This is a genomic window from Corynebacterium variabile, assembly GCF_006539825.1.
In the GTDB taxonomy this organism is placed as follows: domain Bacteria; phylum Actinomycetota; class Actinomycetes; order Mycobacteriales; family Mycobacteriaceae; genus Corynebacterium; species Corynebacterium variabile.
This window is the reverse complement of sequence record NZ_BJNT01000009.1, coordinates 79164-94934: the sequence shown is the minus strand read 5'-3', so window position 1 is coordinate 94934 and position 15771 is coordinate 79164. Positions and strand designations below refer to the sequence as shown.

11 protein-coding genes and 1 pseudogene are annotated in these 15771 nt (G+C 67.9%); 6 read left to right on the top strand and 6 right to left on the bottom strand.

From position 1 onward, the window contains the following. Positions 1–154 precede the first annotated feature (154 nt). The 5 genes from gap to secG all read left to right on the top strand — a co-directional run bounded on the left by gap (position 155) and on the right by secG (position 6555). On the top strand, positions 155–1162 hold the full coding sequence (gene gap / locus CVA01_RS06730) for a type I glyceraldehyde-3-phosphate dehydrogenase (RefSeq protein ID WP_041630013.1): 1008 nt from the start codon (positions 155–157) through the stop codon (positions 1160–1162). Positions 1163–1308: 146 nt separating this feature from the next. After that, positions 1309–2520: a phosphoglycerate kinase gene (locus CVA01_RS06725; RefSeq protein WP_141329543.1), complete on the top strand. Its 1212-nt coding sequence runs from the start codon at positions 1309–1311 to the stop codon at positions 2518–2520. A 10-nt stretch (positions 2521–2530) separates the two neighbouring features. Beyond that, entirely contained in the window at positions 2531–3322 is a 792-nt protein-coding gene (gene tpiA, locus CVA01_RS06720; RefSeq protein WP_014009998.1) for a triose-phosphate isomerase, read from the top strand. A 194-nt stretch (positions 3323–3516) separates the two neighbouring features. Further along, the gene (gene ppc, locus CVA01_RS06715) at positions 3517–6267 is read left to right on the top strand and encodes a phosphoenolpyruvate carboxylase (RefSeq protein ID WP_170209721.1); all 2751 of its coding nucleotides are present in this window, start codon (positions 3517–3519) and stop codon (positions 6265–6267) included. 51 nt (positions 6268–6318) lie between these two features. Further along, entirely contained in the window at positions 6319–6555 is a 237-nt protein-coding gene (gene secG, locus CVA01_RS06710) for a preprotein translocase subunit SecG (protein ID WP_014009996.1), read from the top strand. Positions 6556–6629: 74 nt separating this feature from the next. On the opposite strand, the gene pgl is transcribed toward secG, so the two are convergent. The 5 genes from pgl to tkt are packed head-to-tail and all read right to left on the bottom strand — an operon-like array spanning position 6630 to position 13204. Beyond that, positions 6630–7421, bottom strand: a complete 792-nt coding sequence (pgl, locus tag CVA01_RS06705) for a 6-phosphogluconolactonase (RefSeq protein WP_170209718.1) — start codon at positions 7419–7421, stop codon at positions 6630–6632. Beyond that, entirely contained in the window at positions 7418–8467 is a 1050-nt protein-coding gene (locus tag CVA01_RS06700; protein WP_014009994.1) for a glucose-6-phosphate dehydrogenase assembly protein OpcA, read from the bottom strand. The genes pgl and CVA01_RS06700 overlap by 4 nt, the downstream gene beginning before the upstream one ends. Further along, a complete protein-coding gene (gene zwf, locus CVA01_RS06695; protein WP_141329539.1) occupies positions 8464–9981 on the bottom strand; it encodes a glucose-6-phosphate dehydrogenase in 1518 nt (505 codons plus the stop codon). Before zwf ends, CVA01_RS06700 begins: the two co-directional genes overlap by 4 nt. Continuing rightward, positions 9978–11084, bottom strand: coding sequence for a transaldolase (gene tal, locus CVA01_RS06690; RefSeq protein WP_073884277.1), 1107 nt, complete (start codon positions 11082–11084; stop codon positions 9978–9980). The genes zwf and tal overlap by 4 nt, the downstream gene beginning before the upstream one ends. A gap of 38 nt (positions 11085–11122) precedes the next feature. Then, the gene (gene tkt, locus CVA01_RS06685) at positions 11123–13204 is read right to left on the bottom strand and encodes a transketolase (protein ID WP_141329537.1); all 2082 of its coding nucleotides are present in this window, start codon (positions 13202–13204) and stop codon (positions 11123–11125) included. A 176-nt stretch (positions 13205–13380) separates the two neighbouring features. Here tkt and CVA01_RS06680 point away from each other — a divergent pair. Next, positions 13381–14304 (top strand): annotated as a pseudogene (locus CVA01_RS06680) (heme o synthase); the annotation flags it as partial. A gap of 369 nt (positions 14305–14673) precedes the next feature. Here the strand turns inward: CVA01_RS06680 and CVA01_RS06675 are convergent. Beyond that, the gene (locus CVA01_RS06675; protein WP_141329622.1) at positions 14674–15732 is read right to left on the bottom strand and encodes a COX15/CtaA family protein; all 1059 of its coding nucleotides are present in this window, start codon (positions 15730–15732) and stop codon (positions 14674–14676) included. Positions 15733–15771 lie beyond the last annotated feature (39 nt).

Genomic DNA, 15771 nt, shown 5'->3' with positions numbered 1-15771 from the left:
TCGATGACTTCTCCGGCAGACAGGTGGTCTGACATGGGTCGTCACCGCCTGGGTAGCGGGGGTGACCGTCACCCCCTGCACGAGCGGGTGGGGGTGGGTAGGGTCGAGGAGGACCGGCAAGACCAGACTCCAACACCTGAAACAGGAGACCACCGTGACGGTACGTGTAGGCATCAACGGCTTCGGCCGCATCGGCCGCAATTTCTTCCGCGCCCTGCAGGACAGCGACGCCGATCTGGAGATCGTCGCCTTCAACGATCTCACCGACAACAAGACCCTCGCCAACCTGCTGAAGTACGACTCGATCATGGGTCGTCTCGGTAAGGAGGTCACCTACGACGACGAGTCGATCACCGTCGACGGCAAGCGCATCGTCGTCACCGCCGAGCGCGACCCCAAGAACCTCAACTGGGGTGAGCTGGGCGTGGACATCGTCATCGAGTCCACCGGCTTCTTCACCGACGCCAACGCCGCGAAGGCGCACATCGACGCCGGCGCGAAGAAGGTCATCATCTCCGCTCCGGCGAAGAACGAGGACGGCAGCTTCGTCGTCGGTGTCAACCACACCGACTATGACCCGGCCACCCAGCACATCATCTCCAACGCGTCCTGTACCACCAACTGCCTCGCGCCGATGGCCAAGGTGCTGGACGAGGAGTTCGGCATCGTCCGTGGCCTGATGACCACGGTCCACGCATACACCGGTGACCAGCGTCTGCACGACGCCCCGCACAAGGACCCCCGCCGTGCCCGCGCCGCCGCGCTGAACGTCGTCCCGACGTCCACCGGTGCCGCCAAGGCAGTCTCCCTGGTTCTCCCTCAGCTCAAGGGGAAGCTCGACGGCTACGCACTGCGTGTGCCGGTGCCTACCGGCTCGGTCACCGACCTCACCTTCGAGGCGGAGAAGCCGGTCACCGCCGAGGCCGTCAACGAGGCCGTGAAGAAGGCCGCCGAGGGTGAGCTCAAGGGCATCATCTCCTACTCCGACGGCGAGCCGCTGGTCTCCACCGACATCGTCGGTGACCCGCACTCCACGATCTTCGACTCGGGCCTGACCAAGGTCATCGACAACCAGGTCAAGGTCGTCGGCTGGTACGACAACGAGTGGGGTTACTCCAACCGTCTCATCGACCTCACCGCCTACGTCGCTGAGCGCCTCTGACCCCCGCGTCACACCACCAGACGGTCCATTAGACTCGGACACCGGTACCCAACATCCCCCGGCGGGTCGGTGCCTTCACGCACCGGCCCGTCGGTCATGTCTGACACCGGCCGCCTGCCCGCGGCCTGAACACAGGAGACACCTACATGCCAGTGAAGACCATCGACGACCTCATCGCCGACGGTGTCGAGGGACGCCACGTCCTCGTCCGCGCCGACCTCAATGTCCCGCTGAAGGACGGGGAAATCACCGACCCGGGTCGCATCGACGCCTCGGTCCCGACCCTCCGCCGCCTCCTCGACGCCGGCGCCCGTGTCATCGTCGCCGCCCACCTCGGTCGACCCAAGGGCGAGGCGAACCCCGACTTCTCCCTCGCCCCGGTCGCTGAGGCTCTCTCCGAGCGCCTCGAGCAGTGGGTCCCGTTGGCTGCGGACGTCACCGGTGAGGACGCTCACGAGCGCGCCAACGGTCTCAACGACGGTGACATCCTCCTGCTGGAGAACGTCCGTTACGACGCCCGTGAGACCTCGAAGGACGCTGCCGAGCGCCAGGCTTTCGCCGCAGAGCTCGCCGCACTGACCGCCGAGAACGGAGCCTTCGTCTCCGACGGCTTCGGTGTCGTCCACCGTGCCCAGGCCTCTGTCTACGATGTCGCCACGCTGCTCCCGCACTATGCCGGTGGACTCGTGGAATCCGAGCTGGCCGTCCTGCGCCGCGTCTCCGAGACCCCTGAGAAGCCCTACGTGGTCGTCCTCGGCGGATCGAAGGTCTCCGACAAGCTCGCCGTCATCGAGGCCCTGGCGCCGAAGGTCGACCACCTCGTCATCGGCGGCGGCATGTGCTTCACCTTCCTCGCCGCGCAGGGTCGCTCCGTCGGCACCTCACTGCTGCAGGAGGACATGGTGGACACCTGCCGTGACCTGCTCGAGCGCTACGGTGACGCCATCGTCCTGCCGACCGACGTCGTCGTCGCCCCGGCCTTCGCCGCCGATGCGACGCCCACCACCGTCGCCGTCGACGCCATCCCCGACGACCAGATGGGTCTGGACGTCGGACCGGAGTCGGTCACCGCCTTCGGCGACGTGCTGCGCAGCGCGAAGACCGTCTTCTGGAACGGCCCGATGGGCGTCTTCGAGTTCCCGGCGTTCGCCGAGGGTACCCGCGGGGTCGCCCAGGCGATCATCGACGCCACCTCCGCCGGTGCCTTCTCCGTCGTCGGTGGCGGAGACTCCGCCGCCGCGGTCCGCACCCTCGGCCTCGACGAGGACGGCTTCAGCCACATCTCCACCGGTGGCGGCGCCTCGCTCGAGTTCCTGGAGGGCAAGGAACTCCCCGGTATCGCCGTCCTCGAGAAGTAGGAGAACAGACATGGCTGACAAGGTACAGAAGCGCACGCCGCTCATCGCCGGCAACTGGAAGATGAACCTCAACCATCTGGAGGCCATCCAGCTGGTGCAGAAGTTCGACTTCGCCCTGCCGCGCGACTACTACGACCATGTCGATGTGGCGGTCATCCCACCCTTCACCGACATCCGCAGCGTCCAGACCATCGTCGACGGTGACAAGCTCCTCGCCACCTACGGGGCGCAGGACGTCTCGGTCCACGAGTCGGGCGCCTACACCGGTGAGGTCTCCGCCGGCATGCTCGCCAAGCTGGGCTGCTCCTGGGTCGTCGTAGGCCACTCGGAGCGTCGCCAGTACCACGCCGAGGACGACGCCACCGTCGCGCAGAAGGCCGTGGCCACCCTCGGTGCCGGTATGCGACCGATCGTGTGCGTGGGGGAGTCCCTCGACGTCCGCGAGGCCGGCGACCACGTCTCCTTCGTCGAGGAGCAGACCCGTGCGTCGCTCGCCGGTATCCCCGCCGGAAAGCTCTCTGAGGTCGTCGTCGCATATGAGCCGGTGTGGGCCATCGGTACCGGCAAGGTCGCCTCCGCCGGTGACGCCCAGGAGGTCTGCCAGGCGGTCCGTGGCGTCCTGCGTGAGCTCGGCGGCGATGACGTCGCCGACAGCGCCCGGATCCTCTACGGCGGTTCAGTGAAGACCGGTACCGTCGCCGAGATCGTCGGTCAGCCTGATGTCGACGGTGCACTCGTCGGCGGCGCCAGCCTCGACGGTGAGGACTTCGCCCGGCTCTGCGCTGCGGCAGCCAAGGCCTGACCGGCAGGTGACCGGCAGGTGACCGGCAGATGACCGGCACTGGGGGCGTCGCGGGGTGGCGTCGGTACCCTGCAGGGGTGGGGGAACCGGGGCACAATGGCGGCATGACCGAATCCTCGCCAGAGACACCACCCCGACATTCTGTCCCGGGCACGGCTGTACCCGTCGTGCCGCCGGACGTGGATACCCCGGAGATCATCCCGGGAGTCCGCCAGGACATCCGCTATCTCGGAGCCATCCTCGGGGACATCATCAGGGAGCAGGAGGGTCAGGAAGTCTTCGACCTGGTGGAATCCGCCCGCCGTGCGGCCTTCGGGATCCGCCAGGGCGACGGCACCGTCGAGGACCTGGCCACCCGGCTGCGCGACTTGCCCGCCGACCGCGCGCTGCCGGTCATCCGGGCGTTCAGTCATTTCAGCCTGCTCGCCAACCTCGCCGAAGACCTCCATGAGGAGCGTGTCCGGGACCGGCTCGCGGACGCGGGTGACCCACCGCCGGCGTCCACGCTCGCCGCGACCTGGCCGACTCTCACCGAGGGTGGCGTCACCTCCGGGGAGGTCGCCGAAGTCATGGGGCGGGCCCATGTCGCCCCGGTCCTCACCGCCCACCCGACCGAGACCCGCCGCCGTACCGTCTTCGACGTCCAGTCGGACATCACCCGGCTGATGCGCTCTCGTGGACGTATCATCGCCGCCGGTCTCACCGCCCGTAGCGACGAGCGTCTCGCCGAGATCGACCGTGACATCCGCCGGCGCGTCACCATCCTCTGGCAGACCGCCCTGATCCGTTCGGTCCGGCCCCGGATCGAGGACGAGATCAACGTCGGTCTGCGGTACTTCACCATCAGCCTCCTCCACGAGATTCCGTTGCTCAACCTGCGGGTCAGCAACGCGTTACGGGAGCAGTTCGGACCCGGGGTGCCGGACACCCCCGTGGTGCGACCCGGTTCCTGGATAGGCGGCGACCACGACGGCAACCCCTTCGTCACCGGAGACACCGTCCGTTACGCCACCCACCGCGCCGCACAGACCGTCTTCAGCTGGTACCTGGCCGAGCTTGCCGAGCTGGAGCACGAACTCAGCCTGTCGACCCGGTTCACCGTGGTCGAGCCTGAGCTGGATGACCTGGCGGACCGGGGCCACAACGACGTCCCCTCCCGTTCTGACGAGCCCTACCGCCGGGCGGTCCACGGGATCCGGGGCAGGATCGCCGCCGCTGCGGTCGCGACCCTCGGTGCGGGGTCCGTGGTCCCCGGTGTCGCCGACGGGCACACCCCGTACCCGGACGCGGCTACCGCGCTCGAGGATCTGGCGGTCATCGACCGCTCCCTGCGCGCCTCCAACGACGGCATCATCGCCGACCACCGGTTGGCCACGGTGATCACCGCACTGCGGACGTTCGGTTTCCACCTCAGTGCACTGGACCTGCGGCAGAACTCCGAGAGTTTCGAGAATGTGCTCACCGAGATCCTCGCCCGGGCCGGCGTGGCCGACGACTACTCCTCACTGACCGAGGAGGAGAAGATCCTGCTGCTCACCAGGGAGCTCCATTCGCCGCGCCCGCTGGTGGACCCGTTGGCGGAGTGGAGTGAGGCGACCGGCCGTGAACTGGGGATCTTCCGTTCCGCCGCCGATGCCGCCCGCAGGTTCGGTCCGGAGGTCGTGCCGCACTGCATCATCTCCATGGCGTCCTCGGTCTCCGACATCCTCGAACCTGTCCTGCTGCTCAAGGAGGTCGGCCTGGTGCGGGTCGAGGACGGGGTGCTGCACGGTTCCGTCGACGTCATCCCGCTGTTCGAGACCATCGACGACCTCAAGGCCGGTGCATCGGTGATGACGGAACTGTGGTCGCACGACTTCTACCGCACCTATGTCGCCGAGGAGCGCGAGGGCATCCAGGAGGTCATGCTGGGCTATTCGGACTCCAACAAGGACGGCGGCTACTTCGCCGCGAACTGGGCCCTCTACGACGCCGAGTTGGCACTGGTGGACGCCTCACGTGCCGCCGGCCTCGGTCTGCGGCTCTTCCACGGCCGCGGCGGCACCGTCGGACGCGGTGGCGGACCGAGCCATGAAGCGATCCTCGCACAGCCGGAGGGCGCGGTGCAGGGCAGCGTCCGCATCACCGAGCAGGGCGAGATCATCTCTGCGAAGTACGGTGTGCGCTCTGTCGCCCGACGTAACCTCGAGGCCCTGGTCTCCGCCACTCTCGAGGCCAGTCTGCTGCCCGTCGACCGGGTCGAGGAACCGGAGAAGGCCTACGCCACCATGCGTGAGCTCTCGGAGCTCTCCCGGAAGACCTGCTCCGCCCTGATGCACGAGGACCCCGGATTCATCGGGTACTTCACCTCGTCGACCCCGCTGGCCGAGATCGGCAACCTCAACATCGGTTCCCGGCCGAGCTCGCGCAAGCAGACCAGCAGCATCTCCGACCTCCGGGCGATCCCGTGGGTGCTGTCCTGGTCACAGTCGAGGATCATGCTGCCGGGCTGGTACGGCGTCGGGTCTGCACTCAGCGCCTGGGTCGGGGAGGACGCCGAGCGGCTGGCATTCCTTCGGAAGCTGCACCGGGAGTGGCCGTTCTTCCGCTCGGTGATGTCGAACATGGCCCAGGTGATGGCGAAGGCCGACCTCGCGGTCGCGAAGATGTATGCGGGACTTGTCCCGGACCGCGCGGACGCTGACCGCATCTTCGAGGCGATTGTCAAGGAGTTCCACCTGACCCTGGACATGTACGTCAAGGTCACCGGCACGGAGAGTCTGCTCGACGACAATCCCGAACTGGCGGTCTCGATGCGTAACCGTTTCCCGTATCTCATCCCGCTCAACCTCATTCAGCTCGAGCTGCTGCGGCGCTACCGTGCCGGGGACGAGTCAGAGGACGTACTCGACGGAATCAGGTTGACGATGAACGGCCTCGCCACCGGCCTGCGTAACTCGGGGTAGTGCTAGGATGGGGCCGTTGTCCGTATTGTCGACCGATGTTAGGCAGACTCCGTGATTCTCACCCTCCAGATCGTCCTGGTGGTCACCAGCCTCCTCATGGGGCTTTCCGTTCTCCTGCACAAGGGGAAGGGTGGCGGCCTGTCCAGCCTCTTCGGTGGCGGTATGCAGTCCAGCCTCTCGGGATCGACCGTGGTCGAGAAGAACCTCGACCGTCTGACCATCATCACCGCGGTGATCTGGGTGCTGGCCATCGTCAGCCTCAACCTCGTCCTCAACTACGACCTGTAGGACGTCGGCAGATCACAGGACACCCCCGGGTGGTTCATCGGAACCACCCGGGGGTGTCTGCTGTGCCGGACCGGTCAGGACGGGTCGGCGGCGGCGTCCACGTGGACGACGGTCGCTTCGGAGCCCCGGGCGCCGGCGGCCGGCCACCGGGACGGATCGTCACCGGACACGGCGTGTCCCGCGGCCTCACGCTTGGCGTCCCCGCAGACCAGCAGCCAGACCTGACGTGCCGAGCGGACGGCATCAAGTGTCAGCGACACCCGCTCCGGCGGCGGCTTGGGGCAGTCACGCACCGGTACCACGGTCGCGGTGGCGTCCAGCTCGGGGGTGTGGGGGAACAGGGAATTCACGTGTCCCTCGGGACCCATGCCGAGCAGGTGGAGGTCAAAACCGGACGGTGCGAACTCGGTGAGAGTGCGAGCGTAGGCCTCGGCTGCGGCGTCCAGCCCGGGGCCGGTCGGGTCCTCGCCCTCAGCCGGCACCGCGTAGCGGTGGACGTGCTGTGGGGGAATACCGACGTGGTCGAGCAGTGCGGCGTCCGCCTGACCCTCGTTGCGCTCGGGATGGTCGGCAGGGACGTACCGCTCGTCGCCGAAGAAGACATGCACCCGGTTCCAGTCGACTGCGGCGACCGGGAAGCTGTCTGCGGTCTCCCGGGCAGCGTGGTCCAGGACGGCGAGTTCGGTGAGGACGCCGATGCCTGCACCACCGCCGGTCAGCACGATCCGGGCGAAGCCGTCGGCACCCTGGGTGCCACCGACCCCGCCGTTACGCTGGATGTCGCTGACCAGGTCCACGATGCGACGGGCGACGCCGGCGCTCAGCGCCTGCTGGTCGTCCCACACCACACACTGCGCGGCGCTCACCGACCGCTCTCCTTGACGGAGTTGTCGCGCCCGGTGACCCCGGCCCGGGCCACGGTCACCCGGGGAAGTCCGTGGAGGGCATCGCCGAAGGCCGCGTCCGGCTCGAGATGGCGGAGTTCCTCGGCAAGGCATTCGCCGAGGGTACGCCGCTGCAGGGTGACGAGATTGTCGGTGTCTCCGTCGACGATCCGGACGGAGCGGTGGTCGATGACCTCCATGACGAGGTCACCACCCTCGAGGTGCAGGACCACGCGCTCGACAGGTGCGGTCGGGATGCCTTCGCCGTCGACCGGAATGTCCACCGCCTCCCCGGCGTAGCGGGTGACGGGGACTTCGAGCCGGGTGGCGAGCCACCCGGCGGCGATGTCCACGGCAGGATCCTCCGAGGGGCCGGTGATCTCCACGCTGGTCACGGTGTCGTCGGCACGCTGGTCCAGGGCGCTGGCGAGCAGGCCACGCCACGGGGTGATGCGGCTCCACACCAGGTCGGAGTCACCGGGGGTGTACCCGATCCGACGACGGAAGATGGCCTTGGTGCCCTTGCCCGCGGCGGCGTCCGAGAACGAGTCCGTGATCCGGCGGGAGGCCAGAGCACCGAGGGAGTCCCCGGCGGGGTTGCGCGGGGAGGTGAAGGGCCACCAGACGACCACCGGGGTGTCCGGCAGCAGCAGGGGGGTCACCACAGAATCCGCGTGGTCGGCGAGTTCGCCGTGGAGCCGCATGAGGATGATCTCCGCAGCGCCTGCGTCTCCACCGACGTAGAGCTCGGCGTCGAGGTAGACCTCGTCGGTGGTGCGGTCATGCACCACGACGATGACGCGGGCCGGGTGCTCGCGGGAGGCTTCGTTGGCACCGTGGACGACCGACTCCAGGTCCTCCTCGGAACGCACCGAGACGATGAGTGTGAGGACGCGCCCGGTGGACACCTCGCCGCGCTGTTCGCGCAGGGAACGCAGCGTGGTCTCGATACGGTGGGTACTCGTCCGACCCAGGTTGACCCCGCCGTCGCGGGGGACAACTGAGGTCTGTTCTTCTGCTGTGGTCACGGTCGTCTCCAGACTCGGTTGTTGCGTCCCATCATCCGGTCGGCACCCTCCGGGCCCCAGGTCCCGGCGGGGTAATCCTCAGGACGCCCGGATTCCGCCCAGTGGTTGAGGACCGGATCGAGGATCCGCCAGGATTCCTCGACCTCCTCATTGGTGGGGAAGAGGCTGCCCTCGTCGAGCAGGGCATCGAGGATGAGCCTCTCGTAGGCTTCCGGGGACTGTTCGGTGAACGCCTCGGAGTAGGAGAAGTCCATGTTCACGTCACGGACGTCCATCGCCGAACCCGGGACCTTTGACCCGAACCTCAGCAGGACACCCTCGTCGGGCTGTACCCGGATGACCAGGGCATTGTCGCCCTGCGCCTGGGTCTGTCCATCGGTGAAGGACTCGTGCGGCGCGGACTTGAAGACCAGGGCGATTTCCGTGACGCGGCGCCCCAGACGCTTACCGGTGCGCAGATGGAAGGGCACGCCTGCCCAACGCCGGGAATTGATGCCGAAGGTGGCGGCGGCATAGGTCTCGGTGCCGGAATCCGGGTCGAAACCCTTCTCCTCACGCAGACCGGGCACGAACTTCGAGCCCTGCCAGCCGGCCGTGTACTGGCCGCGGGCGGTGGTCTGGGTGAACGGCCCGGTCGCGCTGGTGGCCTTGAGGACCTTCAGCTTCTCGGCCTTGAGCTCGTCGGGGGAGAAGGTGACCGGCTCCTCCATCGCCACGAGGGCGAGAAGCTGGAGGAGGTGGTTCTGCATGACGTCACGGGCGGCCCCGATACCGTCGTAGTAGCCGGCGCGGCCGCCCAGGCCGAGGTCCTCGGCCATGGTGATCTGGACATGGTCGATGTAGCGCGAGTTGAACAGCGGCTCGAAGATCTGGTTCGCGAAACGCAGGACCAGGATGTTCTGCACCGTCTCCTTACCGAGGTAGTGGTCGATGCGGAACACCGAGGTCTCGGGGAAGACCGCGTTGACGGTCTTGTTCAGCTCGTGGGCTGACTCCTCGTCGTGGCCGAAGGGCTTCTCGATGACGACGCGACGCCAGCCGTCGGTGCTGTCGGCCAGGCCGGAGCGTTCGAGCTGATTGCAGACGTCGGAGAAGTACTGCGGCGGGACCGAGAGGTAGTAGGCCCAGTTTCCGGAGGTGCCGCGCTCGGCGTCCATCCGACGGGTCATCGCGGCGAGGTCGTCGAAGGCCCCGTCGGTGACGAAGTCGCCCTTGACGAACTGGATACCGGCGGCGAGCTGGTCCCAGACCGAGTCACGCCACGGGGTGCGGGCGCGGTCACGGACCGAGGAAAGGACCTCTTCCTCGAACTCCTCCTTGGTCCAGTCGCGTCGGCCGTAGCCGATGAGGCTGAAACCGGCGGGGAGCAGGCCGCGGTTGGCGAGGTCGTAGACGGCCGGCAGCAGCTTCTTACGGGCGAGATCGCCGGTGACACCGAAGATCACCAGGCCACAGGGACCGGCGATCCGGGGTAGCCGACGGTCCTCGGTGTCCCGCAGCGGGTTCGCTGTCACAGCCGGGCCCCGATCACATCGAGAAGGTCGGTCCAGGAGCTGACGAACTTCTCGACGCCCTCGCGCTCCAGGACGCGGAAGACGTCGTCGAGATCGATGTCGACACCCTCCAGGGCACGGAAGACCTCGGCGGCGTCCTCTCCGGTGCCGGTGAGCGTGTCACCGGTGATCACGCCATGGTCGAGCGTGGCCTCCAGCGTGTTCTCCGGCATGGTGTTGACCGTGTGCGGGCCGGCGAGTTCGGTGACGTAGAGGGTGTCGGAGTACTCCGGGTTCTTCACCGAGGTGGACGCCCACAGCGGACGCTGGACATTGGCTCCGGCCGCGGCGAGCTCACGCCACCGCGAACCGGTGACCAGCAGGTCGTTGAAGGCCTCGTAGGCCAGGCGGGCGTTGGCGACGCCGGCCTTGCCCTTGAGGGTGAGTGCGTCGTTGCCGCCCGTCTCGTCGAGACGGCGGTCGATCTCGGTGTCCACCCGGGAGACGAAGAAGCTCGCCACCGAGTGGATGGTGGACAGGTCGTGGCCGTTGGCCTTGGCCAGCTCGATGCCGGCGAGGAAGGCGTCGATGACCTGGCGGTAGCGGGCGACCGAAAAGATGAGGGTCACGTTGACGCTGATGCCGGCGCCGAGGACCTCGGTGATCGCCGGGAGGCAGACCTCGGTGGCCGGGATCTTGATCATGACATTCTCGGCGCCGACGCGCTCGCGCAGCGACTTCGCCTGGGCGACGGTCTCCTCACGGTTCTCGGCGAGACGCGGATCGACCTCGATGGAGACGCGGCCGTCGACACCGGCGGAGTCACGGTAGACGTCGGTGAAGACACCGCAGGCGTTGCGGACGTCGTCGACGGCCATGGTGAACACCGCCTCGGTGGCGTCGGCGCCGGCGGCCTTGAGCTCGGCGATCTGCTCGTCGTAGGCAGTGCCCTTGGACATGGCGGACGCGAAGATCGCGGGGTTGGTGGTCACACCGACGACGCCGGACCCGGCGATGAGGTCGGCGAGGTTACCGGAGGTGATCCGGTCGCGGGACAGGTCGTCGAGCCAGACGGAGGTTCCGGCGGCAGCGAGGTCGGCTACAGGGGTGGTGGAGGAAGACATCGGACGAATAACCAGCTTTCAGGGAATGGAGAGTCGGGTCAGAGCAGGGAGCGGGCGGCGTCCACCACGGCGTCGGCGGTGATGCCGTACTCCCGGTAGAGGGTCTTGTAGTCGGCGGAGGCACCGAAGTGCTCCAGGGAGATGTTCGCGCCGGTGAGACCGGTGTAGGCCTTCCACGGCATGGCGATACCGGCCTCGACCGAGACGCGGGCGGTGACGGCGGCAGGGAGGACGGACTCGCGGTAGTCGGCGTCCTGCGCCTCGAACCACTCCATGCACGGCACGGAGACGACGCGGGTGCCCACGCCGTCGGCCTCGAGGGTCTCGGCGGCGGCGACGGCCAGCTCGACCTCGGAACCGGTGGCCAGCAGGATGACCTGCGGAACTTCGGTGGAGGACTCGACGAGGACATAGGCGCCGCGGGCGACACCCTCGGCTGCCTTCTCGGCGGTGCCCTCGAGCACCGGGATGTTCTGGCGGGTGAAGATCAGGGCCTTCGGCGCGGCCGGGGCCTTCAGCGCCGCGGACCATGCCTGGACGGCCTCGTTGGCGTCCGCCGGGCGGATGACCGAGAGGTTCGGGATAGCGCGCAGCGCGGCGAGGTGCTCGACCGGCTGGTGCGTCGGACCGTCCTCACCGAGGCCGATGGAGTCATGCGTCCACACGTAGTAGACGTCGGTGCTCATCAGGGCGCCGAGGCGGACCGCACCACGCATGTAGTCGGCGAACTGGAGGAAGGTTGCACCGTAGGGGCGGGTGCCGCCGTGCAGGGCGATGCCGTTGAGGATCGCGCCCATGGCGTGCTCACGGATACCGAAGTGCAGGTTGCGGCCGTAAGGCTCGGCGGACCAGGCGTCGGTCGAGATGGACTCCGGACCGAAGGAGGGCGAGCCCTTGATGATGGTGTTGGTCGAGCCGGCGAGGTCGGCGGAACCGCCCCACAGCTCGGGCAGGGTGGCGCCGAGTGCCTGCAGCGCCGCCTCGGAGGCCTTACGGGTCGCGACCGCCTGGCCGGGCTCCCAGGTCGGCAGATCGGCGTCGAAGCCCTCCGGCAGCTCGCGGGCGCTGATGCGGTCGAGGAGGACCTTGGCCTCCGGCGCGGCGGCGGCCCAGGCGTCGAAGCCCTTCTGCCACTCGGCACGGTCCGCGGCGGCACGCTCGCTGAGCTGACGGGTGTGGGCGATGACCTCGTCGGCGACGGCGAAGCTCTCTGCGGGGTCGAAGCCGAGGGCCTCCTTGACACCGGCGACCTCGTCGCCACCCAGGGCGGCACCGTGGACGCCGCCGGTGTTCATCTTGGTCGGGGCGGGGTAGCCGATGACCGATCGGATCCGGACGAAGGTCGGGCGGGAGGTGTCCGCCTTGGCCTCCTCGACGGCGGCGAGGATGCCGACGACGTCCTCGGCATTGGCCTCGAGGGTCTGCCAGCCGTAGGCGGCGTAACGGGCGACGACGTCCTCGGTGAAGGCGATGTCGGTGTTGTCCTCGATGGAGATCGAGTTGTCGTCCCAGAAGACGACGAGGTTGCCGAGCTGCTGGGTGCCCGCCAGAGAGGACGCCTCGGAGGTGACGCCCTCCTGGATGTCACCGTCGGAGGCGATGACGTAGATGTTGTGGTCGAACGGGGACTCGCCGGCCGGGGTCTCCGGGTCGAGCAGGCCGCGCTCGCGGCGGGCCGCCATCGCCATACCGACGGCGGACGCCAGGCCCTGACCCAGCGGGCCGGTGGTGATCTCGACACCGGCGGTGTGGCCGACCTCGGGGTGCCCCGGGGTGAGGGAGCCCCACGTACGCAGTGCCTTGAGGTCGTCGAGCTCCAGACCGAACCCACCGAGGTAGAGCTGGATGTACTGGGTCAGTGAGCTGTGTCCGGCAGAGAGGACGAAGCGGTCACGGCCGACCCAGGACGGATCGGTCGGATCGTGGCGCAGCACCCGCTGGTACAGGGTGTATGCCAGGGGAGCGAGGGACATTGCGGTGCCGGGGTGCCCCGAACCGCAGTTCTCGACGGCGTCCGCTGCGAGCACGCGTGCGGTGTCGACCGCCCGGGTGTCCAGCTCAGCCCAGTCCTCCGGGTAGTTCCGGACGGTACGGGATTCGAGTTCCGGGGGGAGAGTCACGCTGGTGCTGCCTTCCTGATGTTGAAGTGGGGTACCTCGACAGTGTAGTTGCCCGGCGGTGTCTGTGGGGCTGTGGTACGGCGGTTTACGGTCGCCGCGTCCACTCAGGTAACCTGACGGTCTGGCAGCGCCGCCGTAAGACGGCGACATGACGGTGGCGTACGGAGGACAGAAAACCCGTGGAGAAGATCAAGGCGTACATCTCGCTGACCAAACCACGGGTCATCGAACTGCTCCTGGTGGCCGCCATCCCCTCGATGCTTCAGGCACAGCGCGGGGAGATCGACCTCGGTCTCGTCCTGCTGACGCTCGTCGGCGGATGGATGGGGGCCGCCGCAGCGAATGCCTTCAACATGATCGCCGACTACGACATCGACCAGATGATGCGTCGTACCCACCGGCGTCCGCTGGCGAAGCACACCGTCACCAAGGGGCAGGCGACGGTATTCGCCTGGGCGCTGACGGTCCTCAGCGTCCTGTGGCTGTGGCTGCTGTGCGGTTCCTGGCTCGCTGCAGTGTTCATCCTGATCACCATCGCCTTCTACATCTTCGTCTACACGAAGTGGCTGAAGCGCCGGACCTGGCAGAACGTCATCTGGGGCGGCGCGGCCGGTTGCATGCCGGTCATGGTCGGCTGGGCGACCACCACGGACGCCACCGGTGGCGCGTTCCACGCGGGCTGGGATTCCTGGGCGCAGGCCCTGGTCCTGTTCCTCATCATCTTCTTCTGGACGCCGCCCCACACCTGGGCGCTCGGTATGCGTTACCGCGAGGACTACGAGGCCGCCGGTGTGCCGATGATGCCGGTGGTGAAGCCTCCGCTGGAGGTCACCCGGCAGATCCTCTGGTACACCTGGGCCACCGTCATCTGCTCCCTGCTGCTGGTTCCGGCGGCCGGCTGGGTCTATGCGGTGATTGCCGTGGTCAGTGGTGCCTGGTTCATCATCCGGGCGCAGGGGCTGCACAACGGCGTGAAGAAGGGTGTGAAGGTCAAGCCGATGAACCTCTTCTTCCTGTCGAACAACTACCTCTCGATCCTGTTCGTGGGCCTCTCGGTGGACGCCGTGATCGGTCTGCAGACCATCGCAGACATGCTCTGACGGGGGATCACCCCGGGCGCGGGAGGAAGGCCGTGAAGCCTTCCGCCCGCGCCTTCCGTGTATCTGCGACCTGCTGCACCGGGTCCTCTGTGATGTCCCGGAACATCGGTGACAGTTCGCCGTTGTCCTTGCCGGTAGACGAGAGTGCCTGGTGTCAGACAAGAAGGTCGGGGTCTCCCGGTCGGCGCGACATTCTTGTCTGCCACGGTGACCGCTCGTCTGCCACCGTGACCGCCTGCAGGCCCGGGCGACGGTCCCGTCAGCCCGGGGATCCTCTCCGCAGGCCCGGGCAGCTCCCTGCCAGTGACGCCGAAGGCCCCGCAGAGCACTGTCTGCGGGGCCGTGGAGGGGGAGAGGCGGAGATGCTGCCTAGCGGGTGGCGGCCTGAGCGTCCTCATGCGGAGTGTCGGACTGAGCGTCCCAGTTGTCGAAGTCACGGTCCAGGGTGTCCTCGCCGCGCCGGAAGCGCATCGACCACAGCAGGCCGGTGGCGGCGGTGAGGATCGCGGAGCCGATGACGTGCAGCGGCACAGTCCAACGGGGCACGCCCATGTTGTACTGGAGGATGCCCACGGCGGCCTGGAGCACGATGCCGACGATCAGAAGGCCCGAGGCCTTGAGGATGCGTCGGTCGGCACGTACCGCGAAGAGGCCGGCGAGTAGACCGATGGTGACACCCAGGTAGAGGTACATCGCGTGGGCGTGCAGGTTGGCCATCTCGATGAGCGAGATCTGGAGACGGTCGGACTCCTTGATGGCCTCGTCACCGGCGTGAGGCCCGGAGCTGGTGGTCATCGTGCCGGTGACCAGGACGACCATCAGGGAGATCGTGGAGATCCAGGTGGCCCAGCGCAGGGCCGTCGGCATACCGGTGCGGCGGGGCGCGCCGTCAGGTTCCCTGACCTTGACCACCATCACGGCGGCGAAGAAGGTCAGCAGCATCGACGGAAGGAAGTGCGCCATGACCATCCACCAGGCGAGATCCATATGGACGGTGATGCCGCCGAGCACCGCCTGGACGATGATGCCGATGCCCTGCAGGAAGGCGTTGTGCAGGATGCTGGACCGGCGGGCGGCACGCAGGACCGCCAGGAACGCGAGGATCGCGGCCAGCGACACCACGAAGGTGAGCATCCGGTTGCCGAACTCGATGGCCTGGTGGAGCGCGGGTGCGGAACCGGCCTCAGGGACCAGCGAACCGGGCTGACACTGCGGCCAGGTCGGGCACCCGAGGCCCGAGCCGGTGACGCGGACCATGGCGCCGGTAAAGGTGATACCACCCTGGCAGACCATGAGGATGACGGCGTAGAGCCACTGTCGCTGGACCGTCGGTACCGGAAGCCTGCGGCACAGGCCGAGGATCGCCCCGTAGAAGGCGAGAACCCCCCGGTGGAAACCGTTGCCGGCCTGCGCCGCCCGTTCCTTCATTCTCACCAATGCCTCGGCCACGTCGGCCGGCGGTGCGCT

Coding starts and splice junctions, on each gene's coding strand:
- CVA01_RS06725 (WP_141329543.1), top strand. CDS start 1,309: ATGCCAGTGAAGACCATCGACGACCTCATCGCCGACGGTGTCGAGGGA.
- tpiA (WP_014009998.1), top strand. CDS start 2,531: ATGGCTGACAAGGTACAGAAGCGCACGCCGCTCATCGCCGGCAACTGG.
- tal (WP_073884277.1), bottom strand. CDS start 11,084: ATGTCTTCCTCCACCACCCCTGTAGCCGACCTCGCTGCCGCCGGAACC.
- CVA01_RS06675 (WP_141329622.1), bottom strand. CDS start 15,732: ATGAAGGAACGGGCGGCGCAGGCCGGCAACGGTTTCCACCGGGGGGTT.